The sequence below is a fragment of the Variovorax sp. TBS-050B genome (genome assembly GCF_029893635.1).
Lineage (GTDB): Bacteria > Pseudomonadota > Gammaproteobacteria > Burkholderiales > Burkholderiaceae_C > Variovorax.
Map to the genome: position 1 here is coordinate 3,974,940 of NZ_JARXYR010000002.1, position 24,833 is coordinate 3,999,772.

Annotated in this window: 27 protein-coding genes; 17 read left to right on the forward strand and 10 right to left on the reverse strand. The window is 69.1% G+C overall.

What is annotated here, in order from left to right:
- The first annotated feature begins 23 nt into the window (after positions 1–23).
- From M2165_RS21320 to M2165_RS21345, 6 genes are all read left to right on the forward strand, one after another.
- Complete coding sequence (locus M2165_RS21320) at positions 24–230, forward strand: dodecin (RefSeq protein ID WP_280816578.1); 207 nt, start codon at positions 24–26, stop codon at positions 228–230.
- A 407-nt stretch (positions 231–637) separates the two neighbouring features.
- Positions 638–3,103 (forward strand): nitrite reductase large subunit NirB, encoded by a 2,466-nt coding sequence (gene nirB, locus M2165_RS21325; protein WP_280816579.1) that lies wholly within the window; start codon positions 638–640, stop codon positions 3,101–3,103.
- Between the two features lie 19 nt (positions 3,104–3,122).
- Positions 3,123–3,554: a nitrite reductase small subunit NirD gene (nirD, locus tag M2165_RS21330; protein WP_280816580.1), complete on the forward strand. Its 432-nt coding sequence runs from the start codon at positions 3,123–3,125 to the stop codon at positions 3,552–3,554.
- Positions 3,555–3,568: 14 nt separating this feature from the next.
- Positions 3,569–4,429, forward strand: a complete 861-nt coding sequence (gene cobA / locus M2165_RS21335; RefSeq protein WP_280816581.1) for a uroporphyrinogen-III C-methyltransferase — start codon at positions 3,569–3,571, stop codon at positions 4,427–4,429.
- A 61-nt stretch (positions 4,430–4,490) separates the two neighbouring features.
- Positions 4,491–5,303 (forward strand): formate/nitrite transporter family protein, encoded by an 813-nt coding sequence (locus tag M2165_RS21340; protein WP_280816582.1) that lies wholly within the window; start codon positions 4,491–4,493, stop codon positions 5,301–5,303.
- 13 nt (positions 5,304–5,316) lie between these two features.
- Positions 5,317–7,056, forward strand: coding sequence for a bifunctional protein-serine/threonine kinase/phosphatase (locus tag M2165_RS21345; RefSeq protein ID WP_280816583.1), 1,740 nt, complete (start codon positions 5,317–5,319; stop codon positions 7,054–7,056).
- 9 nt (positions 7,057–7,065) lie between these two features.
- Here M2165_RS21345 and M2165_RS21350 read toward each other — a convergent pair whose 3' ends face one another.
- From M2165_RS21350 to M2165_RS21380, 7 genes are all read right to left on the reverse strand, one after another.
- Positions 7,066–7,554 (reverse strand): DoxX family protein, encoded by a 489-nt coding sequence (locus M2165_RS21350; protein ID WP_280816584.1) that lies wholly within the window; start codon positions 7,552–7,554, stop codon positions 7,066–7,068.
- Positions 7,551–8,333 carry a DNA-binding domain-containing protein gene (locus M2165_RS21355; RefSeq protein ID WP_280816585.1) on the reverse strand — a complete coding sequence of 261 codons (783 nt, stop codon included), beginning with the start codon at positions 8,331–8,333 and terminating at the stop codon, positions 7,551–7,553. The genes M2165_RS21350 and M2165_RS21355 overlap by 4 nt, the downstream gene beginning before the upstream one ends.
- Positions 8,330–9,175: a DUF692 domain-containing protein gene (locus M2165_RS21360; protein WP_280816586.1), complete on the reverse strand. Its 846-nt coding sequence runs from the start codon at positions 9,173–9,175 to the stop codon at positions 8,330–8,332. The genes M2165_RS21355 and M2165_RS21360 overlap by 4 nt, the downstream gene beginning before the upstream one ends.
- A gap of 16 nt (positions 9,176–9,191) precedes the next feature.
- Positions 9,192–9,479 carry a DUF2282 domain-containing protein gene (locus M2165_RS21365; RefSeq protein WP_280816587.1) on the reverse strand — a complete coding sequence of 96 codons (288 nt, stop codon included), beginning with the start codon at positions 9,477–9,479 and terminating at the stop codon, positions 9,192–9,194.
- Between the two features lie 151 nt (positions 9,480–9,630).
- The gene (locus tag M2165_RS21370) at positions 9,631–9,882 is read right to left on the reverse strand and encodes a hypothetical protein (protein WP_280816588.1); all 252 of its coding nucleotides are present in this window, start codon (positions 9,880–9,882) and stop codon (positions 9,631–9,633) included.
- Between the two features lie 11 nt (positions 9,883–9,893).
- A complete protein-coding gene (locus M2165_RS21375; protein ID WP_280816589.1) occupies positions 9,894–10,154 on the reverse strand; it encodes a hypothetical protein in 261 nt (86 codons plus the stop codon).
- 95 nt (positions 10,155–10,249) lie between these two features.
- A complete protein-coding gene (locus M2165_RS21380) occupies positions 10,250–10,510 on the reverse strand; it encodes a hypothetical protein (RefSeq protein ID WP_280817622.1) in 261 nt (86 codons plus the stop codon).
- Here M2165_RS21380 and M2165_RS21385 point away from each other — a divergent pair.
- From M2165_RS21385 to M2165_RS21420, 8 genes are all read left to right on the forward strand, one after another.
- Positions 10,440–10,847: a type IV pilin protein gene (locus tag M2165_RS21385; protein WP_280816590.1), complete on the forward strand. Its 408-nt coding sequence runs from the start codon at positions 10,440–10,442 to the stop codon at positions 10,845–10,847. The two genes, M2165_RS21380 and M2165_RS21385, sit on opposite strands and share 71 nt — an antisense overlap.
- The gene (gene pilV, locus M2165_RS21390; RefSeq protein WP_280816591.1) at positions 10,841–11,434 is read left to right on the forward strand and encodes a type IV pilus modification protein PilV; all 594 of its coding nucleotides are present in this window, start codon (positions 10,841–10,843) and stop codon (positions 11,432–11,434) included. The genes M2165_RS21385 and pilV overlap by 7 nt, the downstream gene beginning before the upstream one ends.
- Positions 11,431–12,567: a PilW family protein gene (locus M2165_RS21395; RefSeq protein ID WP_280816592.1), complete on the forward strand. Its 1,137-nt coding sequence runs from the start codon at positions 11,431–11,433 to the stop codon at positions 12,565–12,567. The genes pilV and M2165_RS21395 overlap by 4 nt, the downstream gene beginning before the upstream one ends.
- A complete protein-coding gene (locus M2165_RS21400; RefSeq protein ID WP_280816593.1) occupies positions 12,564–13,130 on the forward strand; it encodes a hypothetical protein in 567 nt (188 codons plus the stop codon). The genes M2165_RS21395 and M2165_RS21400 overlap by 4 nt, the downstream gene beginning before the upstream one ends.
- Before the next feature lie 31 nt (positions 13,131–13,161).
- Positions 13,162–16,230 (forward strand): PilC/PilY family type IV pilus protein, encoded by a 3,069-nt coding sequence (locus tag M2165_RS21405; RefSeq protein WP_280816594.1) that lies wholly within the window; start codon positions 13,162–13,164, stop codon positions 16,228–16,230.
- 9 nt (positions 16,231–16,239) lie between these two features.
- Complete coding sequence (locus tag M2165_RS21410; RefSeq protein WP_280816595.1) at positions 16,240–16,761, forward strand: GspH/FimT family pseudopilin; 522 nt, start codon at positions 16,240–16,242, stop codon at positions 16,759–16,761.
- A 120-nt stretch (positions 16,762–16,881) separates the two neighbouring features.
- The gene (locus tag M2165_RS21415) at positions 16,882–17,730 is read left to right on the forward strand and encodes a DUF6502 family protein (protein WP_280816596.1); all 849 of its coding nucleotides are present in this window, start codon (positions 16,882–16,884) and stop codon (positions 17,728–17,730) included.
- Complete coding sequence (locus M2165_RS21420; protein WP_280816597.1) at positions 17,727–19,127, forward strand: DUF5666 domain-containing protein; 1,401 nt, start codon at positions 17,727–17,729, stop codon at positions 19,125–19,127. Before M2165_RS21415 ends, M2165_RS21420 begins: the two co-directional genes overlap by 4 nt.
- A 15-nt stretch (positions 19,128–19,142) precedes the next feature.
- Here M2165_RS21420 and M2165_RS21425 read toward each other — a convergent pair whose 3' ends face one another.
- Positions 19,143–19,727, reverse strand: coding sequence for a hemerythrin domain-containing protein (locus M2165_RS21425; protein ID WP_280816598.1), 585 nt, complete (start codon positions 19,725–19,727; stop codon positions 19,143–19,145).
- Between the two features lie 127 nt (positions 19,728–19,854).
- Here M2165_RS21425 and M2165_RS21430 point away from each other — a divergent pair, with 127 nt between their 5' ends.
- Positions 19,855–20,364: a universal stress protein gene (locus M2165_RS21430; RefSeq protein ID WP_280816599.1), complete on the forward strand. Its 510-nt coding sequence runs from the start codon at positions 19,855–19,857 to the stop codon at positions 20,362–20,364.
- Between the two features lie 31 nt (positions 20,365–20,395).
- On the opposite strand, the gene M2165_RS21435 is transcribed toward M2165_RS21430, so the two are convergent.
- Together M2165_RS21435 and M2165_RS21440 are read right to left on the reverse strand one after the other, a co-directional pair.
- Entirely contained in the window at positions 20,396–20,611 is a 216-nt protein-coding gene (locus tag M2165_RS21435) for a hypothetical protein (protein ID WP_280816600.1), read from the reverse strand.
- Between the two features lie 122 nt (positions 20,612–20,733).
- Positions 20,734–21,924, reverse strand: coding sequence for a fatty acid desaturase (locus tag M2165_RS21440; RefSeq protein ID WP_280816601.1), 1,191 nt, complete (start codon positions 21,922–21,924; stop codon positions 20,734–20,736).
- Between the two features lie 216 nt (positions 21,925–22,140).
- Here M2165_RS21440 and M2165_RS21445 point away from each other — a divergent pair, with 216 nt between their 5' ends.
- Complete coding sequence (locus tag M2165_RS21445; RefSeq protein WP_280816602.1) at positions 22,141–22,368, forward strand: BON domain-containing protein; 228 nt, start codon at positions 22,141–22,143, stop codon at positions 22,366–22,368.
- A gap of 17 nt (positions 22,369–22,385) precedes the next feature.
- The gene (locus M2165_RS21450) at positions 22,386–24,776 is read left to right on the forward strand and encodes a phosphoketolase family protein (RefSeq protein ID WP_280816603.1); all 2,391 of its coding nucleotides are present in this window, start codon (positions 22,386–22,388) and stop codon (positions 24,774–24,776) included.
- The last annotated feature ends 57 nt before the right edge of the window (positions 24,777–24,833 follow it).

A 24,833-nucleotide genomic window follows, 5' to 3' on the forward strand; every position in this document is an offset into this window, starting at 1 on the left:
CGGCACCTTCAGGAGCAAAAGCCATGTCGAACCACGTCTACAAGTCGCTCGAACTCACGGGCTCGTCGCCGATCGGCATCGAGGATGCGGTGCAGACCGCGATCGCCAAGGCGCACGAGACGGTGCGCAACATCCAGTGGTTCAGCGTCTGCGAGACGCGCGGCCATGTGGTCGATGGCAAGGTCGCGCACTGGCAGGTGACGGTCAAGATCGGGTTCACGCTCGAATAGCCGCTCCCGCCGATTGCGCGCCCGGCGAGAACAGCGGCGCGCATTGCCCGACCGCGATCGATGCACGTCGGGCTCGAGCCGGCTTGGCGCTGCAGCCACCTGCGGCCGGCCGTTCGCCGTAGCCGCTCCTCAACGATGCCGACGCGGTGCGCGCACCTGGGCGCGCGTGTAAAGCCGCGCGCCATTCATCGGCAGGCATGCTCTTTGCATGTGCCTGCCAGCGCGGTGTAACGAAGCACCGTTTTGGTGAAGTTCCGCGGCTCCGCGGACCGGCGTGGAGAACGTCGGCAGCTTCCGCCTCTTGAGGCCCCCTCCCCCCAGAACCCGTCCCTCGATGCGCCGCAGGCTGCGTCGCGGCATTGCATTCAGATCCGACTCGACCGATTCCCTTCGAAAGGCCCCACCCCATGACTCAAAAGCTCAAGCTCGTGATGGTCGGCAACGGCATGGCCGGCGTGCGCACGCTGGAGGAGCTGCTCAAGCTCGCGCCCGAGCTCTACGACATCACCGTCTTCGGTGCCGAGCCGCATCCCAACTACAACCGCATCCTCCTGTCGCCCGTGCTCGCGGGCGAGCAGACCCTCGACGAGATCGTGCTCAACGACTGGGCCTGGTACCGCGACAACGGCATCACCCTGCATGCGGGCAAGAAGGTCGTCGAGGTCGACCGCGTCAGGCGGATCGTGCGCGCCGTGGACGCCGAAGGCGCCGTCACCGAGGCCGCCTACGACCGCCTGCTGCTGTGCACCGGCTCCAACCCCTTCATGCTGCCCGTGCCCGGCCGCGACCTGAAGGGCGTCATCGCCTACCGCGACATCGCCGACACCGACTACATGATCGAGGCCGCGCGCACCCACAAGAACGCCGTCGTCATCGGCGGTGGCCTGCTCGGCCTCGAAGCCGCCAACGGCCTCATGCTGCGCGGCATGAACGTCACCGTCGTGCACGTCATGCCCTGGCTCATGGAGCGCCAGCTCGACGACGTCGCGGGCCGGCTGCTGCAGAAGTCGCTCGAGGACCGCGGCCTGAAGTTCATGATGGGTGCGCAGACGCAGGAGCTGGTGGGTGGCGAGGACGGCCGCGTCAAGGCCATCCGCTTCAAGGACGGCACCGAGCTGCCCGCCGACCTCGTCGTCATGGCCGTGGGCATCCGCCCCAACACCGAACTCGCCGAGAAGATGCGGCTGCACTGCAACCGCGGCATCGTCGTCACCGACACCATGCAGACCGTGACCGATGCGCGCATCTACTCGGTCGGCGAATGCGCCGCCCACCGCGGGATCGCCTACGGGCTCGTCGCCCCGCTCTTCGAGCAGGCCAAGGTCGCAGCCAATCACCTCGCGCAGTTCGGCATCGGCCGCTACCTGGGCTCGCTCACCTCCACCAAGCTCAAGGTCACGGGCATCGACCTCTTCTCCGCGGGCGAGTTCATGGGCGGCGAAGGCACCGAGGAGATCGTCATGAGCGACCCCTTCGGCGGGGTCTACAAGAAGCTCGTCATCAAGGACGACAAGCTCGTGGGCGCCTGCCTGTACGGCGACACGGTGGACGGCAGCTGGTACTTCAAGCTCCTGCGCGACGGGCGCAGCGTGAGCGACATCCGCGACAAGCTGATGTTCGGCGAGTCGAACATCGGCGACACCGGCCACGAGGGCCACAACAAGGCCGCCAGCATGCCCGACGAGGCCGAGGTGTGCGGCTGCAACGGTGTGACCAAGGGCACGATCTGCAAGGCGATCAAGGAGAAGGGCCTCTTCACGCTCGACGAGGTGAAGAAGCACACCAAGGCGAGCGCGAGCTGCGGCTCCTGCACCGGGCTGGTGGAGCAGATCCTGATGTTCACCGCCGGCGGCGACTACTCGGCCACGCCGAAGAAGAAGGCGGTCTGCGGCTGCACCGATGCGAGCCACCAGGACGTGCGCGAGGCGATCCGCCGCGAGCACTGGCTCACCCACGAGGCGGTGTACCGCGGCATGGGCTGGCGCACCCCGGACGGCTGCGCGACCTGCCGCCCGGCGATCAACTACTACCTGATCAGCACCTGGCCCAAGGAGGCGAAGGACGATCCGCAGAGCCGCTTCGTCAACGAGCGCAGCCACGCGAACATCCAGAAGGACGGCACCTACTCGGTGATCCCGCGCATGTGGGGCGGCCACACCACGCCCGACGAGCTGCGCCGCATCGCGGATGCGGCCGACAAATACAAGATTCCGACGGTGAAGGTGACGGGCGGCCAGCGCATCGACCTCTTGGGGGTGAAGAAGGAGGACCTGGCCGGGGTGTGGAAGGACATCGGCATGCCCTCGGGCTTCGCGTACGCGAAGAGCCTGCGCACGGTGAAGACCTGCGTGGGCAGCGAGTGGTGCCGCTTCGGCACGCAGGACTCCACGCAGATGGGCAAGGACCTGGAGCGCGCGCTGTGGGCGATGTACGCGCCGCACAAGGTGAAGCTGGCGGTCTCGGGCTGCCCGCGCAACTGCGCGGAGGCGGGCATCAAGGACGTGGGCGTGATCGGGGTGGATTCGGGCTGGGAGCTGTACGTGGGCGGCAACGGCGGGATCAAGACCGAGGTGGCGCAGTTCCTGGTGAAGGTGAAGACGGCCGCGGAGGTGATGGAGTACTCGGGGGCCTTCCTGCAGCTCTACCGCGAGGAGGGCTGGTACCTGGAGCGCACGGTGCACTACATCGGGCGCGTGGGGCTGGACTACGTGAAGAAGAAGATCCTGGAGGATGAGGCCGGGCGCAAGGCGCTGTGGGAGCGGCTGCAGTTCGCGCTGGACGGGGAGCCCGATCCGTGGTTCGCCTCGGCGGAGGCGTCGGTGGACGTGCGGCAGTTCACGCCGGTGGCGGTGGTGGAGCCGCAGACGGCGTGACAAGCACAAGGAGCGAACGATGAACAACAGCAACAACGACAGCAACAACAACCACGGCTGGCAGGTGATCTGCCGGGTGGAGGACATTCCGAAGCTCGGTGCGCGCCGGGTGGCGCGGCCGGTGGGGGTGGACGTGGCGGTGTTCCGCAATGCGGAGGATCAGGTCTTCGCGCTGCTGGACCGGTGCCCGCACAAGGGCGGGCCGCTCTCCCAGGGGATCGTGTTCGGCACCAGCGTGGCCTGCCCGCTGCACAACTGGGCGATCGGGCTGGACGACGGCTGCGCGAAGTCGCCCGACGAGGGCTGCACGCCGAGGTTCGCGGTGAAGGTGCGGGAGGGGCAGGTGTGGATGGACCCGAACGAGCTTGCGACGCATGCAGTGGAGCTGGAGCGGCCCGCCGCCGGACCCTCGGGCCGCGCCTGCGAGCCCTCCGAAGACGCGCTGGTCTGAACGAGCGAGCCGACATGCATCTGACACTCACCCCCTCCTCCGCCACCCCGGCGCCTTTCGTGCCTGCAACGAAGCCGGCCGCCACGCCCGTTCAGGGCCGCTGCACGCTCGTCGGCGCCGGGCCGGGCGACCCCGAGCTGCTCACGCTCAAGGCGCTCAAGGCCATCCAGTCCGCCACCGTGCTGCTCGTCGACGACCTGGTGTCCGACGAGATCGTCGCCATGGCCGCGCCCGCCGCGCGCGTGATCCATGTCGGCAAGCGCGGCGGCTGCAAGAGCACGCCGCAGAGCTTCATCGAGCGCCTGATGATCATGGCCGTGCGCGAAGGCGAACACGTGGTGCGGCTCAAGGGCGGCGATCCCTTCATCTTCGGCCGCGGCGGCGAAGAGGTCGAGCACCTCGCGCAAGCCGGCATCCAGGTCGAGGTGGTCAACGGCATCACGGCCGGGCTCGCGGGCCTGAGCTCGCTCGGGGTGCCGCTGACGCATCGCGCGCATGCGCAGGGGGTGGTGTTCGTCACCGGGCATGCGAAGCCCGGCGCGCCCGCACCCGACTGGCGCACGCTCGCCGCCACGGCGCATGCGGCGCGGCTCACGCTGGTGATCTACATGGGCGTGTCGAGCGCCGGCGCGATCGAGCAGGAGCTGCTGGCCGGGCTGCCGCCCGCGACACCCATCGCCGTGATCCAGAACGCCAGCCTGCCCTCGCAGCGGCACGCGGTCGGAACGCTCGCGACGCTGCAGCGCACGATCGCCGAGCACGCGCTCGGCAGCCCTTCGGTGATCGTCGTCGGCGACGTCCTGCAAGGGCTCGCTGCCGCCGCGTCGCCACGCGCGCCTGCCCACGCGCAGCCCCCGCTGGCACGCGCGGCCTGAAGCGGCGTCGCTTCTCCTCTTCTTCTCCCCTCCTCTTTCCTTCATCCAGAGCACACCACCCATGGCCTACCTGCAGCCTTCCGAATTCGTCACCAAGATGGTCGACGCCGGCGAATCCAAGATCTTCATGTCCACGCGCGACACGCTCATCCGCGGCTTCATGGCGGGCGCGATCCTGGCGCTCGCCGCGGTGTTCGCGGTCACGGTGAACGTGCAGACGGGCTACTCGATCATCGGCGCGGCGCTCTTTCCCGTGGGCTTCTGCATCCTGTACCTGCTGGGCTTCGACCTGCTGACCGGCGTGTTCGTGCTGACGCCGCTGGCGCTGATCGACAAGCGCCCCGGCGTCACCATCGGCGGCGTGCTGCGCAACTGGGGCCTGGTGTTCGTGGGCAACTTTCTCGGCGCGTTCACCGTGGCGGTGCTGATGGCGATCGTCTTCACCTTCGGCTTCACGAGCCCGCCCGACAAGGTCGGCCTCGTGATCGCGTCCATCGGCGAAGCGCGCACCGTGGGCTACTCGGACCACGGTGCGGCGGGCATGCTCACGCTCTTCGTGCGCGGCATGCTGTGCAACTGGATGGTCTCGACCGGCGTGGTCGGTGCGATGATCTCGACCTCGGTCTCCGGCAAGGTCATCGCCATGTGGATGCCGATCATGGTGTTCTTCTTCATGGTGTTCGAACACTCGGTGGTCAACATGTTCCTGTTCCCGTCGGCCCTGCTCATGGGCGGCAACTTCTCGATCATGGACTACATCATCTGGAACGAGATCCCGACCGTGCTCGGCAACCTGATCGGCGGCCTGTCGTTCACCGGCCTGACGCTCTACGCCACGCACGTGAGGACCGCGCCCAAGCGCGCCGTGCGCTGAACCGCCCGCCACGATGCGTTCCGGCCTCGCGGTCTCGATCGGCCAGCACTCCGACAAGGGACGCAAGGCGGCCAACCAGGACTTCCACGGCGCCGCCCTGCCGGACGCGCCGGGCCTCGCGGCCAAGGGCGTGGCCCTCGCGGTCGCCGACGGCATCAGCAGCAGCGAGGTGAGCCATGCGGCCAGCGAAGCCGCGGTGCGGAGCTTTCTCACCGACTACTACTGCACCTCGGACGCATGGAGCGTGAGCCGCTCGGCGCAGCGCGTGCTGACGGCCGCCAACGCCTGGCTGCACGCGCAGACGCAGCGCGGCAGCGGCCGCTTCGACAAGGACCGCGGCTACGTCTGCACCTTCAGCGCGCTGGTCCTCCGCTCGACCACCGCGCACGTCTTCCACGTGGGCGACACGCGCGTGTGCCGCTGGCATTCGTCGGGCCTCGAGCCGCTCACCGAAGACCACCGCGTCTGGATCGGCGGCGGCCAGAGCTACCTGGCGCGTGCGCTGGGCATGGGCGCGCATGTGGAGATCGACTACCGCGCCGTGGCGGTCGAGCGCGGCGACGTCTTCCTGCTGAGCTCCGACGGCGTCCATGAGCATGTGGACGCCGCCGCCATCGGCGCCGCGCTCGCGGCGCACCCGGACGACCTCGACGCGGCGGCGTGGGCGATCGTCGAAGCGGCGCTGCAGCGCGGCAGCCCCGACAACCTCACGGTCCAGATCGTCCGCATCGATGCGCTGCCCGAGGGCGAGCTCGACGAGCTCCAGGCGCAGCGCGCCGCGCTGCCATGGCCGCCGCAGCTCGCGCCGCGCATGCGCTTCGACGGCTACACCATCGTGCGCGAACTGCATCACAGCCACCGCAGCCACATCTGCCTGGCGGTGGACGACGACACGGGCGAGGCCGTGGTGCTCAAGACGCCGTCGGTGGACCTGCAGAACGACGAAGCGCTGCTCGACCGCTTCCTGCTCGAAGACTGGGTCGCGCGGCGCATCGACAGCGCGCACGTGCTCAAGCCGCACGTGCCGCCGCGCAGGCGCAACCACCTCTACGTGGCGATGGAGTTCGTCGACGGACAGACGCTGGCGCAATGGATGGTCGACAACCCGCGGCCCACGCTGGAGACGGTGCGCGGCATCGTCGAGCAGCTCGCCCGCGGCCTGCAGGCCTTCCACCGCCTCGAGATGCTGCACCAGGACCTGCGGCCGGAGAACGTGATGATCGACCACACGGGCACGGTGCGGATCATCGACTTCGGCTCGGCGTGGGTGGCGGGCCTCGACGAGCGCACGCCGGCCGATCCGGGGCGCATCCTCGGCACGGTGCAGTACACCGCGCCCGAATACTTCCTCGGCGAAGGCGGCTCGGCGCGCTCGGACCTGTTCTCGCTCGCGGTCATCGTCTACCAGATGCTGACCGGGCGCCTGCCCTACGGTGCCGAGGTCGCGCGCACGGTGCGCACGCGGGCGGACCTGCGCCGGCTGCAGTACCGCTCGGCGCTCGGCGATCCGCAGCGGCCCGTACCCGCATGGATCGACGAGGTGCTGCGCAAGGCGCTGCATCCCAGCCCGCTCAAGCGCCACCAGGCGCTGTCGGAGTTCGTCGAGGACCTGCGGCGGCCGCGCGCGGAGTTTCTGAATCGGCGCGGCACGCCGCTCGTCGAGAAGAACCCGCTGATGTTCTGGAAATGCGCGACGCTGGCGTCGAGCCTCGCGCTCATCGCGCTGCTCGGCGTGATCAGCCTGCGCGGCTGAGCGAGGGTCTCAGCGGATGCCGAGTGCGTGGTCGAGCGAGAACCGGCCACCGCCGCGTCCGACCAAGTACAGCGTGAGCGCGGCCCACGAGAGATGGGTCGGCCATGCGTCGGGGTAGACGAAGACCTGGATCACCAGCGTCATGCACAGCAGCGCCAGCGCCGACAGGCGCGTGAACAGGCCCAGCACCAGCAGCAGCGGGAACAGATGCTCCGCATAGGCCGCCAGGTGGGCCGCCAGTGCGGGCGGGATCAGCGGAAGCTTGTATTCGGTTCTGAAGAGATCGTAGGCACTGTCGGTCAGCGACAGGAAGCCCTCGACCTTGGTGCGGCCCGACAGGAAGAAGATCGCTGCGATGGCCACGCGCACGGCGAGCGCCAGCAGGTCGTGCGCAACGATGCGATCCAGGTGCTCGGTCATCACGTTCCACCGTTCGCGCAGGCCGCCGGCCTGGTTGGGAGAAGCAGGCGTGGCATGGGGTCGGGTGCGGGTGTTCATGGTGTGCTCCGTTCGAGAGTGGGCGATGGCAACGCGCTGCTGGCGAATGCGCCCGCACGCAGCAGGCTGCCGAAGGTGGCGGCGATGTCCGCGCCGGGGTCGGCCAGCAAGGCGCGCTCGGCGGCATCGGCCAGGTTGGCGCCCTGGGCGCAGGCATCCAGAAAGACGCAGTCGGCCTGGTGGATCTCCTGCCACCGCACGGCGCCATCCGGCCGCGTGAGCAAGGCGCCCTCGCCGTGCCAGACCAGTTCCTCGTCGACGGGCGCCTGCGTGCGGTTGCGCGACCAGATGCCGTAGACCGGCAGCTCGCCGAACCAGGCCCAGCGCGTGGCCGGATGCGGCCGCAGCACCAGCGTCGCAAGATCGCGGCTGGCGACCCATCCGGCGTCGGCCACGGGCGCATCGGCGGCCGCATGGGCTTCGCGCCAAAGGGCATCGAGCTGCGCCACGCCGGGCAGGTAGACGAGTTCGGCGGCCGGTTCGAAACTGCGCAGGAACTCGGCAAAGCCCTCGCCGTAGTGCAGCAGACGCCCGTCGCGCGGCGGCTCCTGCGCCGCGTACAGCGCGGCGGCGGCGCGGAACCAGTCCTCGCCCACGAGACGCGCCACGGCGGGGAAATTCGCCTGCAGCGTGTCGATGCAGGCCTTCATGACGGTATTGCGGTACACCGCGAATGCGGGTTGGCTCGCCAGCGCGCGCATCGCGGTCGGCATGCGCTCCGGCGGTGCGAACAGGGCTTCGGCGAAGGCTTGGTGGAATCGTTCGCGGGGTGCGTTCATGCAAGGGCTTCCTCGCGCACGCGGGGCGCCGATTCGGCGAGGGCCTGTGCGCGCTCGGCCATCAGCTCCTCGAAGGACGGCACATTGCCGTCGCGCTCGATCAGCGTGGGCCGCGGCCCGGCGCGTTGGATGAAGCGGCGGTAGAGCTGCCAGACCTCGGCGTCGATCGGCGCATCGTGGGAATCGATCAGCAAGGCATCGCCCAGCGCCGGATCGCAGCTGTGCCCCGCCAGGTGCACTTCGCTCACGAGCGCCGTCGGAAAGCGGTCGATCCACGCATCGGCCGAGAACCCGAGGTTGCGCGCGGACACGTAGACGTTGTTGACGTCGAGCAGCAGCGTGCAGCCGGTCCGGCGCGCGAGCTCGCGCAGGAAATCGATCTCGTCCCATTCATGCCCGTCGATGCGCAGGTAGTGCGACGGGTTCTCGATCGCGATGGAAGTGCCGAGCGCATCCTGCGTGCGCGCGATGTTGGCGGCCGTGCGGCGCAGCGCGGCCGTGGTGCGTGGAAAAGGCAGCAGGTCGGGGAAATAGCGCCCGTCCCATGCCGACCAGGCGAGGTGTTCGGAGATCAGCGCGGGCCCGATGCGCCGGGCCAGTTCGGCAAGCCGCTGCAGATGCGCGGCATCGGGTTCGGCTTCGCCTGCGAGCGAGAGCGAGACGCCGTGCAGCGACAGCGGATGCCGGGCCCGGATGGCTTCGAGCCATGCGAGCCGGGGGCCGCCGGCCACCATGTAGTTCTCGGGATGCACCTCGAACCACAGGCCCTCGGCGCGTGCGCCCAGGGCGGACTCGTAGTGCGCCGGCTTCAGCCCGACACCGGCCGTGAGAACGTTCGACATGGCGGCGCGGCTCCGATCAGGACTTGATCGGTGCCAGCGAACCCATGCCCTTCGGCGTCTTGATCGTGGTGCAGGTGCCCGCGGGCACGTTCTTCCATGCGTTGCCCTGGTAGTCGACCTTGGAGGTGCCTGCGCAGGTGGTGCCGGGACCGGCGGCACAGTCGTTCTTGCCGGCCAGCGAGACGCCGTAGCACTTCTCCATCTTGGCCATTTTGTCGGCCATCGGCTTGTCTTGCGCGATGGCTGCACCTGCAGAGAGGGCGCCGAGCGCGAGAGCGGTGATGGCGAGGGGACGGTTGATCATGGATGAGCTCCGAAGATGAGTGTTGAACATGCAACCGCACGGATTGCGCGGTCGACTGCTAGTTCGCGACTCATTCAACGCGAGTTACATCGCAAGGCTCCGTCGATGAGACTTATTTCTCAAAAGCGCCCGAGCCGGGCGCGCACGCGCGCTACGAGGACTGGCCACCCGTGGCCGATCCGTCGCTCGTGCGCTTCTCGTCCTCGGGATTTTTCGGCAGCTTGACCTTGGTCACGGTCACGGAGACCGGGTCGCTGGCGGGAAAGGATTCCTCCACGCCGCTGTCCAGGGCCTCTTCGCTCGGCGCCTGCTCGGTCGGCTTGGCGGGCTCGGCCGGCTGCTTGGCGTGGTTCTCGGCGGTGGGAAAGGGAAAGGCTTTTTCCGAGGTCTTTTCGGTGGTCATGCGGGCTCCTCCTAGGGCTTGGACGGCTCCTGATTGGTTTCGGATTCGAAGTTCTCCCGAAGCCCGAAGGCCGCGGAGCCGTCGTGCCGGGAAGCCTCGGCGTTCTTGCGCTTGCCGGCCATGCGTTCCGCGGGCGCTGGCGCCGAATCCGGCTCGCCGGCCGCGGAGGACCCCGTCGCGAATTTCTCGCCGGCGCCGATGTTGTCCACGCCGCCGTCCGTGGTGGGACGGGTGCCGTCGCCTGAACCGATGTTTCCGGGTGCTCTGCTCATGTCGTCTGGCTCCTGCGCGTCGAAGCGCATGGTCGAAGAATGAATCGATTCTGGGTGCGCCGCCCGGACCCGGCGTAGGACGGCGCCAGCGTCCGTTAGTCGGAAGCATCCTCGCCCCTCGCCTGCGAGGCGGGTGTTGAATCCGTCGAGGCACCGGTTTCGCGGGCGCGCAACGGTTGCGGCGCGGCAATGCGGAAGTTCCGCACGCAGTCCACTACGGCGCGTTCTGATGTGATAAATTCACATTTATAACAATATGAAACATTCAACAACGGGCTCGGCTGAATGAAAAATACTTCATTTTTGCAAAAGCGCAATGGCTTCACGCTGATCGAAGTGATGATCACGGTCGTCATCGTCGCGATCCTGGCTGCGATCGCGATCCCGAGCTATTCCCGCTACGTGATGCGCGCCAAGCGCTCCGCTGCCCAGTCGCAGATGATGGAAATCGCGAACCGGCAGCAGCAGTTCCTGATGGCCAACCGGCGCTATGCGGACAAGGACATGCTCACCGCCAGCGGCTATGCGCTGCCCGCCGACGTCGCGGCCAACTACGGCTACACGATCACGCTGCCGGCCGCCACGGAAGTCCCGGGCTACCTGCTGACCTTCACGCCAACGGGCTCGCAACAGCCGGACGGCCCCCTCACCCTCGACAACCAGGGCGTGAAGACGCCGGCCGACAAATGGTGACCGCCCCCCGCCGTCGCGCCGGCACCGCCCGTGCGCAGCGCGGCACCACGCTGATCGAAGTGCTGGTCACGCTGCTGATCGTCGCCTTCGGGCTGTTCGGGCTGGTGGGCCTGCAGGCGCGGATGCAGTCGTCCGAGATGGAGTCTTATCAGCGCTCGCAGGCGCTGATCCTGCTCAACGACATGGCGAACCGCATCGCCATCAACCGCCGCATGGCGTCGAGCTACGTGACCGCCACGCCGCTCGGCGGCAGCACCGCCTGCCCGACCGGCACGGCGACGCGCCAGCAGATCGATGCGATGGAGTGGTGCAACGCGCTGCAGGGCGCGGCCGAAACCTCGGGCGACACCAAGCTCGGCGCGATGATCGGCGGACGCGGCTGCGTGCAGGACCTCGGCAACAACGAATACCTCGTCACCGTGGCCTGGCAGGGGCTGGTGCCCATTGCCGCGCCGCCCGAGGGCGTGAGCTGCGGCAAGGACCTGTACGACGTGGCGCCCACCGCTTCGGTGCCGGCGCCGCCCTGCTCGGCCGACAGGTGCCGCCGCACCGTGACCACGCTGGTCCGCATCGGGACGCTTTCATGACCCGGGTGCGCAGCGCATCGTTCCGGCAGCGCGGCCTGACGCTGATCGAGCTGATGGTGTCCGTCACGATCATGCTGATCGTGCTGGCCGCCCTGATCGCGCTCTTCCTCAACGTGAACGGCACCCAGCGCGAGATGGTCAAGGTCAACCGCCAGATCGAGGGCGGGCGCCTGAGCGTCTTCGTGCTCGAGAACGAGGTCTCGCACGCCGGCTTCTGGGAAAACTACATGCCCCAGTTCGACGACCTCACGGTCGGCGGCGTGCCCGAGAAGGTGCCGACCGGCGCCGCGCCCGATCCCTGCCTGCCCTACTCCGCCGCGAACTGGACCGACGACTACAAGCGCAGCCTGCTCGACATCCCCGTGCAGGCCTACGACGCCGTGCCGGCGAGCTGCGCCGGCCTGCTCACGAACAAGAAGGCCAACACCGACGTGCTGGTGGTGCGCCATGCCGAGACCTGCCTGCCGGGCACGCCGAACTGCGAAGCCGACATCGCCGGCAAGCTGTATTTCCAGTCGTCGTTCTGCGGCACGCAGAAGCCGTCGGACTTCGACCTCTCGACTGCCGGCTTCACCAACATGACCGGCAAGGACTGCACCACGCGCTCGCCCAAGCGCAAGTTCGTCTCCGACATCTACTACGTGCGCGACTACGCCGAAACGGTGGGCGACGGCATCCCGACGCTGGCGCGCTCGCGCTTCGACCTCCTGCCCACCGGCCTCGCCCAGCAGCCGCCGGTGCCGCTGATCGAAGGCGTGGAGGGCTTCCGCGTCGAACTCGGCCTCGACACGCTCGGCAAGACCGGCGCGGCGGTGAACTACGCCGCCGCGATCAGCTGGGCCGACCCGGCCAACCATTCCACGCCCACCAATCGCGGCGACGGCAGCCCCGACGGCAACTTCGTCCACTGCAGCACTGCCTCGCCCTGCACCGCGGACCAGTTGATCAACGTGGTCACGGTCAAGCTCTACGTGGTGGCGCGCAGCCTGGAGACCTCGCCCGGCCACACCGACACCCGCACCTACAACCTCGGTTCGGCCACCCTCGGCCCCTTCAACGACCGCTACAAGCGGCACGCGTTCACCACCACGGTGCGCATGGTCAACGTCGCCGGACGCAGGGAGACGCCGTGAAGCCATCGACGCTTTCCATGCGCGCGCGCGAGCGCGGCGCGGCGCTGATCGTCGGGCTGATCATGCTGGTGCTGATCACGCTGGCCGTGACCGCCGGCTTCACGCTCAGCAACACCAACCTCAAGTCAGTGGGCAACATGCAGAACCGCAACGAGGCCGTGGCCGCGGCCAACCGCGCGATCGAGGAAGTCGCGAGCTCGCTGCTGCTGCCGGGCGCGGACGGTTCTCCGTCGCTCGCGATGCCGCAGCGCACGGTGAGCCGGGTCGACATCGACAACGACGGCACGACCGACTACGAGGTGCAGGTCGCCCCGCCGACCTGCGTGCGCGCCACCAAGGCCACCGGCACCGGCGGCACGGGCACGGGCGGTCCGGGCGGCATCGGCGGCGGCTCGTCGACCACCGGCTCGGGCCTCAATGCCCTGCCGGATCAATACAACGCCGTGTGGGACATCAGCACCTCGGTGGTCGATACCAAGAGCGGTACCACCACGGCGGTGCGCCAGGGCGTGCGCGCGTTGATGAGCAAGGAACAGTTCGAGGCGCTGTGCGCCACCCCCTAACGATCACGACGACCAACGAACGGATCGCACCATGAAAAAGAACATCTTTCGTTCCTTCTGCACCGCCGCGATGCTGGCGCTCGGGCTGTTTTCCACCGCGCAGGCGGAGGACATCGACCTGTTCGTGGGCTACAACCAGACCGCGACGGATGCGCCGAACGTGCTGTTCGTGGTGGACAACACCGCCAACTGGACGCCGCTGTTCGCGGCCGAGATGAATGCGCTGGCCGCGGCCTTCGAAAGTCTGCCCACCAACAAATTCAAGGTCGGCGTGATGCTGTTCAGCGAGACCGGCGGCGGCAACTCGAACATCGACGGCGCCTACCTCCGCGCGGGCGTGCGCATGCTCGACGATGCCACCAAACTCAAGTACCGCGACCTGATCCAGAGCTTCAACGTCAACGGCGACAAGTCCAACGGGGGCAAGGCCGGCAAGATGATGGCCGAGGTCTACCGCTACCTCGCGAGCGGCGCGCCGATCGGTGGCAACAACAAGGCGAAGGCCGACTACGCCGGCAACGTCTTCGGCACCCCCGAGTCGAAGGCGATCTACGCGCTGCCGGGCAATGCGCTCTCGGCCGTCAACAGCACCCGCTACAACGGCCCGAACACCACCAACTGCATCGGCACCTACGTCATCTACATCAGCAACGGCGCCGCGCAGGACAACAGCAGCGACACCACCATCTCGGCCGGCGCCCTGCGCGATGCCGGCGGCAGCACCACCACCATCCCGCTGAACCCGAGCGGCTCGCAGGACAACATGGCCGACGAATGGGCCAAGTTCCTGCAGACCAGCATGGGCGTGAAGGTCTACACGATCGAGGCCGCCAAGGCCACCGGCGGACAGGGTCCGGGCTGGAGTGCGCTGCTCAACAGCATGGCGACGCAGAGCAAGGGCGAGTACTACGACATCACCGCCGAGGTGAACCTGGGCGCGGCGCTGCGCGGCGCGCTCGACGACATCTTCAGCAAGATCCAGTCGGTCAACAGCGTGTTCTCTTCCGTGAGCCTGCCGGTGAGCGTGAACACCCAGGGCACCTACCTGAACCAGGTGTTCGTCGGCATGTTCCGGCCGGACGATGGCGCCTATCCGCGCTGGAACGGCAACCTCAAGCAATACAAGCTCGGCCTGGACGGCAACAACCAGCTGATCCTGCAGGATGCCGCGGACAAGAACGCCGTCAACAACCAGACCGGCTTCATCGCGCCCTGCGCCCGAAGTTTCTGGACGCCGCTGCCCAGCGACAACGACACCTACTGGAGCTTCCGGAAGTCCGGCGACTGCCTGGGCAAGGAGGCGGCCGAAAGCCCCGACGGCAACGTGGTGGAAAAAGGCGCGCAAGGCTACATGCTGCGGCAGCTCGCGGTGGCGGATCGCAACGTCAAGACCTGCACGCCCGGCGCCTGCACCGCACTGACCAGCTTCACCGACGGCAATGCGGACATCACCTCGACCGCCCTCGGCGCGCAGACCACCACCGAGCGCACCGCGCTGATCAACTGGCTGCGCGGCCTGGACAACAAGGGCGACGAGCGCAGGGATGCGGCGGGCAACCCGCTGACCTCGACCGCGATGCGACCCTCGGTGCACGGCGACGTGGTGCACTCGCGGCCGGTGGCGGTCAACTACGGCACCGACAGGGACCCCCAGGTCGTGGTCTTCTACGGCGCCAACGACGGCGTGCTGCGCGCGGTCAACGGCAACCAGACCACCGCCATCGGCGCTGCCGCGCCCGGCAGCGAACTCTGGGCCTTCGTGCCGCCGGAGTTCTACGGCAGCATCAAACGGCTGTACGACAACAGCACGCGCATCAACTTCCCCAACATCCCGGTCAGCGTGGGTGCCACCGCCCCCAAGCCCTACGGCATGGACGGCCCGATGGCCGCCTACCGCCAGGGCAACACCGCCTGGCTCTATGCCACGATGCGTCGCGGCGGCCGCCTGGTCTATGCCTTCGACGTGTCCAACCCCGCCGCGCCGAGCCTGAAGTGGCGCAAAGGCTGCCCCAACCAGGACAACGACACCGGCTGCGACACCGGCCTGTCGGGTATCGGCCAGACCTGGTCGGCGCCGAAGATCGTCAAGGCCAGCGGCTACGGTGCGGGCGCCACGCCGCTCCTGATGTTCGGCGGCGGCTACGACAAGTGCGAGGACGTCGACACCACGAATCCCAACCAGGCCTGCGGAACGGGCGCGAAGGGCAACAGGATCTACGTGATGGACGCCGACAGCGGCACCATCCTCAACACCTTCACGACCGCGCGCGGCGTCACGGGCGAAGTGACGGTGGTGAACGACAGCGCCGGGCTGGCCAAGATCGCCTACGCAGCCGACCTCGGCGGCAACGTCTACCGCATCGCGATCGGCGGCGCGGCGCCCGAGAGCTGGACCATGACCCGCATCGCGGCGCTCGGCTGCGACACGGCAACGGCGACCTGCACGCCCAACCGCAAGTTCATGTTCGGTCCCGACGTCGTCGAGGACAACGGCCTGTACGTCCTGCTGATCGGTTCTGGCGACCGCGAGAAGCCGCTGCGCAGCTATGGCGGCGCGCTGGGCGTCTCGAACCGCTTCTACATGATGGTCGACAAGCCGAACGACGCCACCTGGCTCAGTTCGGAGGCCAGCCATTGCGACGGCGCGAACGTGCTCTGCCACGGATCGCTGCTCGGCATCACCGGTACCGCCACGCCGTCGGCCGCCGACCTGGCGGCCAAGAAGGGCTGGTACCTCGTGCTCGCGCCCGGCGAGCAGGTCGTGACCTCCTCGGTCACCGCCTACGGCAACACCACCTTCAACACCCACACCCCGACCGATCCGGCGGTGCGCCAGTCCTGCCGCGCCGACCTGGGCACGGCCAACGTCTACAACGTGTCCTACCTCAATGCCACCGGCCAGAACGGCACCCGCTTCCAGAACGTGGTGGGCGGCGGCCTCGCGCCCTCGCCCGTGGTCGGGCGCGTGCAGGTGGGCAACACCTATCGCGACGTGGTGATCGGCGCCAACCCCGACTCGTTCCTGAGCCCGAAGGGCGCGGCGGTCAAGTCCGCGTTCACCCAGCCCAAGGGCCGGGTCTACTGGTTCATCCAGAAGTAAGGCGCGCCGGTGCAGCAGCGATCCCTGGCAGCCATGCGCGACCACCGCGGTTTCACGCTCGTCGAGCTGATGGTCACCATCGCGGTGATGGTCGTGCTCGCGATGATCGCCGTGCCGTCCTTCGACAACGTGCGGCTGTCGAACCGGCTGGGCGCCTACGCGACCGACCTGGTCGCGGGCAGCCAGCTCGCCCGCAGCGAGGCCATCAAGCGCAATGCGGCCGTGACGCTGTGCGCATCGGCCAACGGCACCAGTTGCGCCGGCGACGGCCAGTGGGAGGCCGGCTGGATCGTCATCAGCGGCACCCAGGTGATCCAGCGCCAATCCGCCGCCGCGAGCGGCTATCGCATCCGCGACGGCGCAGGCCTGAGTGCGCTGCGCTTCGAGGGCACCGGCGTCGGCGCCACCGCGGCGAGCTTCACGGTCTGCCGCGCCAGTCCCGTGGGCTCGCAGGAGCGGGTGGTCAAGATCAGCGCCACCGGGCGGAGCTCGATCGCCAAGACGGCAACCGGCACTTGTGGCACCACCTGATGAGACCTTTTTTGTGCGATCCTCGGCCGCGAGGACAATAGTGCACTGCGCCGGCTCCCGGCACGCCGGCCCAGGCCGCTCCTTCGCAGCGATAGATCAGTAGTAGAAACGCTTCACTCCATGGAAAACCAGCTCGACTGGGCCCTCGCCGCCTGCGCCCGCATCCTGCGGCCGATGGTCAGGCTCGCCCTGGCGATGGGGGTGAAGCATCCCCACCTCGAGGTGCTGCTGCGCGATGTGCTGCTCGAGGAAGCCGTCCGCTCCTGGCGCCGCCAGGGCGTGGCCAAGCCCAACATCAGCCAGCTCTCGGTCACCACCGGCCTGAACCGCAAGGCCGTGACCGCCAAGGTCCGCGACACCGCGGACGCCCTGCCCCACACCGAACTCTCGGCCGCCGCCAAGACCTTCACGCTCTGGCTGCAGATGGTGTCCGAGAACCAGGCCTTCCAGCGCCTGCCGATCACGGCCGAGGGCGAGGACGCCCCGTCGTTCGAGACCGTCGCCCGGCTGGGCAGCCGCGGCAACGTGCACCACCGGACCATCCTCGACGAGCTGGTGCGCCTGAACATGGTGGCCGAGCAGGACGGCTGCGCGGAGCTCAAGGTCGACGGCTTCGTGCCGGCGGACGACCTGCGGTCGATGCTCGCCTTCCTCGGTGACAACGGCCGGGACCACCTGCTGGCCGCGGTCTCCAACACCCTCGGCGAGCAGCCCAGGTTGCTCGAACGCGCGGTGTATGCGCGCGGCCTCAGCCTGGAGGATTGCGAAAAGATCCACCAGCTCGTGCGCGAGCGCTGGTCCACCCTGCACCTCGAGCTGACCGGCGAAATGACCCGCGCCGTCAACCGGGCGCCCAGCGGCGGCAAGGGCCGGATCCGCGTTGGCATTTACACTTATTACGAAGACGAGTCGACGCCTGCGGTGCCGACGGCGGCCGCGGCCCCACGGCGCAAAGAAGGAACACGATGAAAGCCCCTCAACCCTGGATGCGCGGCATCCTGCTCGCCGGAGCGATGGCGCTGCTGCTTTCGTGCGGCGGCGGGGGTGGCGGCGGCTCCGCGGGCGGCCTGGGCGTGGGTGGCGGCACGGCCGCCAGCGTGGGCGGCGACAGCACCGGCGCAGGCGGCAGCACCGGCACCGCCGATGGCGGGGGCGGAGGCGACGGGGGTTCTAGCGGCACCGGCACCGGCACGGGTACCGGGGGTGGCGGCAGCGGCGACGGCACCTCGACCGCGGGCAACGGCACCGGCGACGGCTCCGGCGTGGGTTCGGGCGGCACCGGCGTGAGCGCCGACGCGGGCATCGGCTCGGTCGGCGGCATCGGCAGCGTGATCCTCAACGGCGTGCGCTACAACACCGACACGGCGAACCGCAGCATTGAGGACACCACCGAACTGCAGATCGGCATGAGCGTGCGCATCGCCGGCGACATCGACAGCGAATTCACCACCGCCACGGCGCAGAGCGTGACCTCCGCGGCCGAGCTGCGCGGCGCCATCTCGGCCATCAACCTGGCGTCCGGCAGCTTCATGGTCATGGGCACCGCGGTCAGCACCGACAACGCCACCGTCTGGGGCGATGCCGCCGGACTCGCGCAGGCCGTAGACGGCACCACCGTGCAGGTCTGGGGCCTGCCGTCGGCGCCGGGCACGCTGCGCGCCACCCGGGTGGAACTGCGCCCCGCCCTGTCCGAGCCGCTGGCCACCGGCGCGGTGAGCAGCCTCGACCGCATTGGCAAGACCTTCACGCTCGGCGGACTCACCGTTCGCTACGCCGGCGCCGCCTTCTCGGGCGGCATCGACGAAAGCACGCTGGCCGACGGCGCGATCGTGCGCGTACGCGGCGCCACCGCCCCGGTGCTCGGCATCTTCGACGCCAGCCGGGTGCAGGGCTGGTATGCCGTGCCGAAGCAGAATGCCGCGGCGGTGCAGCTCGCGGGCGTCGTCACCGACTACGCCGGGCTCGGCAGCTTCAGGTTGCTGGGCACGCCGGTCGACGCCTCGGGCGCGCTCGTCACCGGCGGGCTGCCGAGCTCCGTCGGCAACGGCGTCAAGGTCGAGGTCGACGGCATCATGACCGGCGGCGTGCTGGTGGCGAAGAAGCTGCGCATCCGCAACATTCCCGGCGTGGGCGGGCCGGTCGACTTCACGCTGATCGGCGCCATCGGCAGCTACCAGTCGGCATCCAATTTCATGGTCCAGGGCCGGGCGGTGAACGCCGGCGGTCCCTTCACCGTGTTCGAGAACGGCACGGTCGCCGACCTGGGCAACGGCCGCCGCGTCAGCGTCGTGGGCGACGCGGTGGTCCAAGGCGTGCTGATCGCCCGCCGCGTGAGCTTCGAACAGCCCTCCACCGGCCGGCGCTGAGCGGCGGCGCCGCGCTCAGGCGGCCGCGCCCAGCCCGATCGGCGCCGGCACGATGTTCACGATGCGCGTGAAGAGCGCTTCGTACTCGCGCTCCGGCGCATGCCCGGTGAGCGGATCGCGGTTGCGGCCGAAGGCCTCGTCGAGCTCTTCCCAGTCGTCCCGCGTCAGCACCTTCTCGGCAAGCGGAAGGATCTCGCGTTCTTCCATCGCCATGTGGTCGAGGTAGAAATCGACGTACTCGCCCATGGCGCGTTCGAACGCGGCCCGGCGCGCATTGCCCAGCATCTCGTAGGCCAGCAGCGCATGCTCGACGTGGCGGATCCTGCGCTCGCCCCAGGCATGGTCGTTGTCGAGCCGATCCATCAGTTCGCGCGAGATCGGCGTGCGGGCCCGCAGCTTCGGAAACAGCAGCTCGCTCTCCTTGCGGTGGTGGCGCTTCTCGGGGAACTCGTCGACGTAGAAAAGCATGGCGCGCAAGGCCGCGAAGTCGGGCGGGCTTCCCTTGCGGCGGTACTGGTCGAGCAGCATGATGACGGAACGCAGCATCGCGGCGAGTGCCGCGTGCTCCTGGCGAATGATGCGGATGGTGGCGTGTGTCATGAGAGCTCCTGTGCAGGCGCCAAGGGTCTCAAATTCCGCCGCCCGTGGGCTTGCGGCAGATCAAGTCCGGCGCGCCCGCCGTCCGCATACTGGTCCGCTCCACCCACTCCAGGAAAGCGAGGACGCCATGTACCAGCAGATTCTTGTGCCCATCGATGGAAGTTCGACTTCCGGCCATGGCCTGGCCGAAGCCATCCGCCTCGCGAAGGTCACCGGCGGCCGGCTGCGCCTGATGCACGTGATCGACGAACTCTCCTTCGCGCTGACCATGGACGCCTACGCGGGCCGCGCCGGCGACTGGCTCGAGGAAATGCGCGCCGAAGCCACCCACCTGCTCGAAGAGGCCAAGGCGCGTGCCGCCGCCGAGGGCGTGACGGCCGAGGCGGTGCTGTGCGAGAACTTCCGCGGCGCCGTCCCCGAGCGCGTCGCGGCCGAGGCGGCCGCATGGCCGGCCGAGCTGATCGTGCTCGGCACGCACGGGCGCCGCGGCCTCGGCCGCTTCGTCATGGGCAGCAGCGCGGAAAAGATCTTGCGCACCGCGCCCGTGCCGGTGCTGCTCGTGCGCGCGCCCGAGCACCATGCGCGGGCGGATGCGGAGCGCTTCGCGATGCCGCGCGGCGCCGTGGCCAGCCAGTAGGCGGCCTGCCCGCCGGCGGGCGGGCGGGCGTTCAGCCGTCGAGCGGCACGCCGCCGCCGAAGCGGCAGGTCCATTCGTCCCACAGTTCCTGCTGCACGGCCTTGGCCGACTGCTGGCAGGCGGCCAGCATGCCCCACTGGTACTGCTGCGCCTGCAGCACGCTCGCGCTGCAGGCGGCCTGCCAGTCGAGCAGCGAACGAAGGTAGGTGTCGAACCACGTCGGTGCCACGGGAGCATTGCTGGCCATGTGTTCTCCTTTCGGATGGGGTGGAAGGAAGAAGGAGGGAAGGAAAAGAAGGATCTGCGGCGCAGGCGCCATTCGATCACCGCCCGCGCGCGCTGTCACCTGCCGCCGCGGCCGCGGCAAGGTCATGCATAGCAGCGCAGCCGCCGCGAGAACGCCGCCAGCGGTGCGATGCCGCTCGCCTCGGCGCGCTGGCACCAGTCCTGCAGCTGGCGCGCGAGCTGTTCGCCCGTGGCGCTGGAGCGCGACCACAGTGCCGTGAGTTCGCCGCGCATCGCATACATGGTGTCCAGCGCCTTCGAGCCGCGCAGTGCGCGTGCGAGCCGCTCGCGGCGCGAGGCGTCGAGCGCACGCTCGTCGCGCACCAGCCAGCGCCGCACGCCGCGCAGCGCACGCGCATCCTCGGGCGCCACGCGGCGCAGCCGGCCCAGCTCCTCGGCGTAGGCCTGCTTCAGCGAGCGGCCGTAGCGCGTGAGCACGTCGTAGTGGCAGCGGATCACCGCCTGCACGGTGTCGGGGTCCACCACGGGCCGCGGCGCCGCCGTGAAGCGCGGCGTCGGCGCCACGTGCTTCACCGTCGCGAGGCCGAGCGCCTGCAGCACGCGGATGTAGAGCCAGCCCACGTCGAACTCGTACCACTTGTACGACAGCCTGGCCGACGACGGGAAGGCATGGTGGTTGTTGTGCAGTTCCTCGCCACCGATCAGGATGCCGATCGGCGAGATGTTCGTGCTGGCGTCGGGCGCCGGCCAGTTGCGGTAGCCCCAGTAGTGGCCGATGCCGTTGACCACGCCCGCGGCCCAGAACGGGATCCACACGATCTGCACCAGCAGGATCAGCGCGCCCGGCAGCACGCCGAAGAGCAGCATGTCCAGCACGCCCATCGCCACGATGCCGAGGATCTTGTGGCGCGAATACACGTGGCGCTCGATCCAGTCGTCCGGCGTGCCGTGGCCGTAACGCACGATGGTCTCGGGCTTGCGCGCCTCGCGCACGTACAGGAACACGCCGCGCCACAGCACCCGCTGGATGCCCAGCACCTGCGGGCTGTGCGGGTCTTCGGGCGTGTCGCATTTCGCATGGTGCTTGCGGTGCACCGCCGCCCACTCCTTCGTCACCATGCCGGTGGTGAGCCAGAGCCAGAAGCGGAAGAAATGGCTCGCCAGCGGATGCAGGTCGAGCGCCCGGTGCGCCTGGTGGCGGTGCAGGAAGATGGTGACCGAGGCGATGGTGACGTGCGTCAGCGCGAGCGCCACCAGCACCAGCCCCCACCAGGGAAGATCGAAAACACCGGAAAAGAACAACGAAGACGGCATAGGCACCTTTGGAACGCGATCGCCGGATTCTGCGAAGCGGCGCCGCCCGCGGCCTTGATGCAGCGCAAGCCCGCTGCAGCCAGCCGGCCGAAGAATGGGGCACCCACCGACAGCACCCGCGCCGAAGATGTGGAACAACACGGCCGTGCGGGCCCGGGCGCCTGCATGCGCGCGACGCTGGCGGAACCCCCTTTTCCCCCGGAAGGAAGGTCTGAAATGAACCCCGACATGCCCCCCGACGTGCAGCTCAGGCACGAGGTCTTCGCCCAGCTCAACTGGGACCCGGCCGTCTGCGGCTGCGACGTGGACGTGAGCGTGAAGGACGGCGTCGTCACGCTGTCCGGCCGGCTCGCGAGCGAGGCGCTCAAGGCCGCCGTCGAGCGCGCCGTGCGCCGTGCCGAAGGCATCGGCCCGGTGGTGAACCGCCTGACGGCCGCGGCGTGATGCAGGAAGGAAAGCCGATGTCCGCCGTGCCCTCCCCGACCCGGGTCGACCCCGAATTCGAGCGCCTCGACGCCTGGTGGCGCGCGGCCAACTACCTCTCGGTCGGGCAGATCTACCTGATGGACAACCCGCTGCTGCGCGAGAAGCTCCAGCTCCCGCACATCAAGCCGCGGCTGCTCGGCCACTGGGGCACCACCCCGGGGCTCAATTTCATCTATGCGCACATGAACCGCGCGATCAACGCGCGCGATCTCGACGCGATCTTCATCGCCGGCCCCGGCCATGGCGGCCCGGCGGCCGTCGCCAACACCTACCTCGAAGGCACCTACAGCGAGGTCTATCCCGAGGTCGGCCGCGACGCCGCGGGGCTCAAGCGGCTGTTCACGCAGTTCTCGTTCCCGGGCGGCATCCCGAGCCATGTGGCGCCGGAGACGCCCGGTTCGATCCACGAGGGCGGCGAGCTCGGCTACTCGCTGCTGCATGCCTACGGCGCGGTGTTCGACAACCCCGGCCTGCTCGCCTGCTGCGTGGTCGGCGACGGCGAGGCCGAGACCGGCGCGCTCGCCGCGAGCTGGCATTCCAACAAGTTCCTGAATCCGGCGACCGACGGCGCCGTGCTGCCGATCCTGCATCTCAACGGCTACAAGATCGCCGGGCCGACGGTGCTCGCGCGCATCGGCGAGGAGGAGCTCACGCAGCTGCTGCGCGGCTACGGCCATGAACCGTACTTCGTGAGCGGCGACGAGCCGGCCGCGATGCACCGAGCCATGGCCGCCGCGCTCGACCGCGCGCTCGACGGCATCCGCGCGATCCAGTCCGCCGCGCGCCGGGACGGTTTCCGCGAGCGCCCGCGCTGGCCGATGATCGTGCTGCGCTCGCCCAAGGGCTGGACCGGCCCGAAGCAGGTCGACGGCACGCCGGTGGAAGGCACTTTCCGCGCCCACCAGGTGCCGCTCACCGGCTTCGCGAAGAACCCGGCGCACGTCGGCCTGCTCGAAGCGTGGCTGCGCAGCTACCGGCCCGAGGAACTGTTCGACGCGGACGGCGCCCTGCGCGCCGAGATCGCCGCGCTCGCGCCGCGCGGCGAGAAGCGCATGAGCGCCAGTCCGCATGCCAACGGCGGGCGGCTGCTCAAGCCGCTCGACATGCCGCCCTTCCGCGCGCATGCCGTGGCGGTCGAGGCTCCCGGCGCCGTCGATGCCGAGGCCACGCGCGTCGCCGGCCTGTTCCTGCGCGACGTGATGCAGCGCAACGCGGCCGCGCGCAACTTCCGCGTGATGGGCCCCGACGAGACCACCTCGAACCGGCTCGGCGCGCTCTTCGAGGTGACCACGCGCACCTCCGTGGCCGAACTGCTGCCCGGCGACGACCACGTCTCGCCCGACGGCCGGGTGATGGAAGTGCTCAGCGAGCATCTGTGCCAGGGCTGGCTCGAAGGCTATCTGCTCACCGGCCGGCATGGCTTCTTCTCGTGCTACGAGGCCTTCATCCACATCGTCGACTCGATGTTCAACCAGCATGCCAAGTGGCTCAAGGTGGCCCGCGGCATCGGCTGGCGCGCGCCCATCGCCTCGCTCAACTACCTGCTCACCAGCCACGTCTGGCGGCAGGACCACAACGGCTTCAGCCACCAGGACCCAGGCTTCCTCGACCATGTGGCCAACAAGAAGGCCGAGGTGGTGCGCATGTACCTGCCGCCCGATGCCAACACCCTGCTGTCGGTGGTCGACCACTGCCTGCGCAGCCGCAACTACGTGAACGTGATCGTCGCGGGCAAGCAGCCCGGGCCGCAGTGGCTCGACATCGAGGCGGCCGCGCGCCACTGCGCGGCCGGCCTCGGCATCTGGCACTGGGCCGGCAACGAGGACGACGGCACCCCGCCCGACGTGGTGATGGCCTGCGCCGGCGACGTGCCCACGCTCGAGACCCTGGCCGCCGTCGACCTGCTGCGCCGGCTGGTGCCCGAGCTCAGGGTGCGCGTGGTGAACGTGGTCGACCTGATGGCGCTGCAGTCGCCCGACGCGCATCCGCACGGCCTCGCCGATGCCGACTTCGACGCCGTCTTCACCGCCGACAGGCCCGTGGTCTTCGCCTTCCACGGCTATCCCTCGCTGATCCACCGGCTGGCCTACAAGCGCCGCAACCACCCCAACTTCCACGTGCACGGCTACTGCGAGGAAGGCACCACCACCACGCCCTTCGACATGACGGTGCTCAACCGGCTCGACCGCTTCCATCTCGCCGCCGACGCGATCGCCCGCGCCGGGCGCCTGGGCGAGCGCGCCGCGCCCGCGCAGCAGCACCTGCGCGAGCGGCTCGAAGCGCACCGCGCCTACATCACGGTGCACGGCAAGGACATGCCCGAGATCGAGGACTGGCGCTGGGGCGCTGAAGGTAAAAACCCCTGATTGGTGCGTGATACGCTTACACGGTGCCTGCGCCCCCCGCGCCGGCACGCGCCCCAC

Coding starts and splice junctions, on each gene's coding strand:
- M2165_RS21350 (WP_280816584.1), bottom strand. CDS start 7,554: ATGAACACCCGCACCCGACCCCATGCCACGCCTGCTTCTCCCAACCAG.
- M2165_RS21405 (WP_280816594.1), top strand. CDS start 13,162: ATGAAAAAGAACATCTTTCGTTCCTTCTGCACCGCCGCGATGCTGGCG.
- pilV (WP_280816591.1), top strand. CDS start 10,841: ATGGTGACCGCCCCCCGCCGTCGCGCCGGCACCGCCCGTGCGCAGCGC.
- M2165_RS21445 (WP_280816602.1), top strand. CDS start 22,141: ATGAACCCCGACATGCCCCCCGACGTGCAGCTCAGGCACGAGGTCTTC.
- M2165_RS21345 (WP_280816583.1), top strand. CDS start 5,317: ATGCGTTCCGGCCTCGCGGTCTCGATCGGCCAGCACTCCGACAAGGGA.
- M2165_RS21450 (WP_280816603.1), top strand. CDS start 22,386: ATGTCCGCCGTGCCCTCCCCGACCCGGGTCGACCCCGAATTCGAGCGC.
- nirD (WP_280816580.1), top strand. CDS start 3,123: ATGAACAACAGCAACAACGACAGCAACAACAACCACGGCTGGCAGGTG.
- M2165_RS21395 (WP_280816592.1), top strand. CDS start 11,431: ATGACCCGGGTGCGCAGCGCATCGTTCCGGCAGCGCGGCCTGACGCTG.
- M2165_RS21340 (WP_280816582.1), top strand. CDS start 4,491: ATGGCCTACCTGCAGCCTTCCGAATTCGTCACCAAGATGGTCGACGCC.
- M2165_RS21320 (WP_280816578.1), top strand. CDS start 24: ATGTCGAACCACGTCTACAAGTCGCTCGAACTCACGGGCTCGTCGCCG.
- cobA (WP_280816581.1), top strand. CDS start 3,569: ATGCATCTGACACTCACCCCCTCCTCCGCCACCCCGGCGCCTTTCGTG.
- M2165_RS21425 (WP_280816598.1), bottom strand. CDS start 19,727: ATGACACACGCCACCATCCGCATCATTCGCCAGGAGCACGCGGCACTC.
- M2165_RS21375 (WP_280816589.1), bottom strand. CDS start 10,154: ATGAGCAGAGCACCCGGAAACATCGGTTCAGGCGACGGCACCCGTCCC.
- M2165_RS21440 (WP_280816601.1), bottom strand. CDS start 21,924: ATGCCGTCTTCGTTGTTCTTTTCCGGTGTTTTCGATCTTCCCTGGTGG.
- M2165_RS21365 (WP_280816587.1), bottom strand. CDS start 9,479: ATGATCAACCGTCCCCTCGCCATCACCGCTCTCGCGCTCGGCGCCCTC.
- nirB (WP_280816579.1), top strand. CDS start 638: ATGACTCAAAAGCTCAAGCTCGTGATGGTCGGCAACGGCATGGCCGGC.
- M2165_RS21430 (WP_280816599.1), top strand. CDS start 19,855: ATGTACCAGCAGATTCTTGTGCCCATCGATGGAAGTTCGACTTCCGGC.
- M2165_RS21355 (WP_280816585.1), bottom strand. CDS start 8,333: ATGAACGCACCCCGCGAACGATTCCACCAAGCCTTCGCCGAAGCCCTG.
- M2165_RS21435 (WP_280816600.1), bottom strand. CDS start 20,611: ATGGCCAGCAATGCTCCCGTGGCACCGACGTGGTTCGACACCTACCTT.
- M2165_RS21415 (WP_280816596.1), top strand. CDS start 16,882: ATGGAAAACCAGCTCGACTGGGCCCTCGCCGCCTGCGCCCGCATCCTG.
- M2165_RS21360 (WP_280816586.1), bottom strand. CDS start 9,175: ATGTCGAACGTTCTCACGGCCGGTGTCGGGCTGAAGCCGGCGCACTAC.
- M2165_RS21380 (WP_280817622.1), bottom strand. CDS start 10,510: ATGACGACCGTGATCATCACTTCGATCAGCGTGAAGCCATTGCGCTTT.
- M2165_RS21370 (WP_280816588.1), bottom strand. CDS start 9,882: ATGACCACCGAAAAGACCTCGGAAAAAGCCTTTCCCTTTCCCACCGCC.
- M2165_RS21385 (WP_280816590.1), top strand. CDS start 10,440: ATGAAAAATACTTCATTTTTGCAAAAGCGCAATGGCTTCACGCTGATC.
- M2165_RS21420 (WP_280816597.1), top strand. CDS start 17,727: ATGAAAGCCCCTCAACCCTGGATGCGCGGCATCCTGCTCGCCGGAGCG.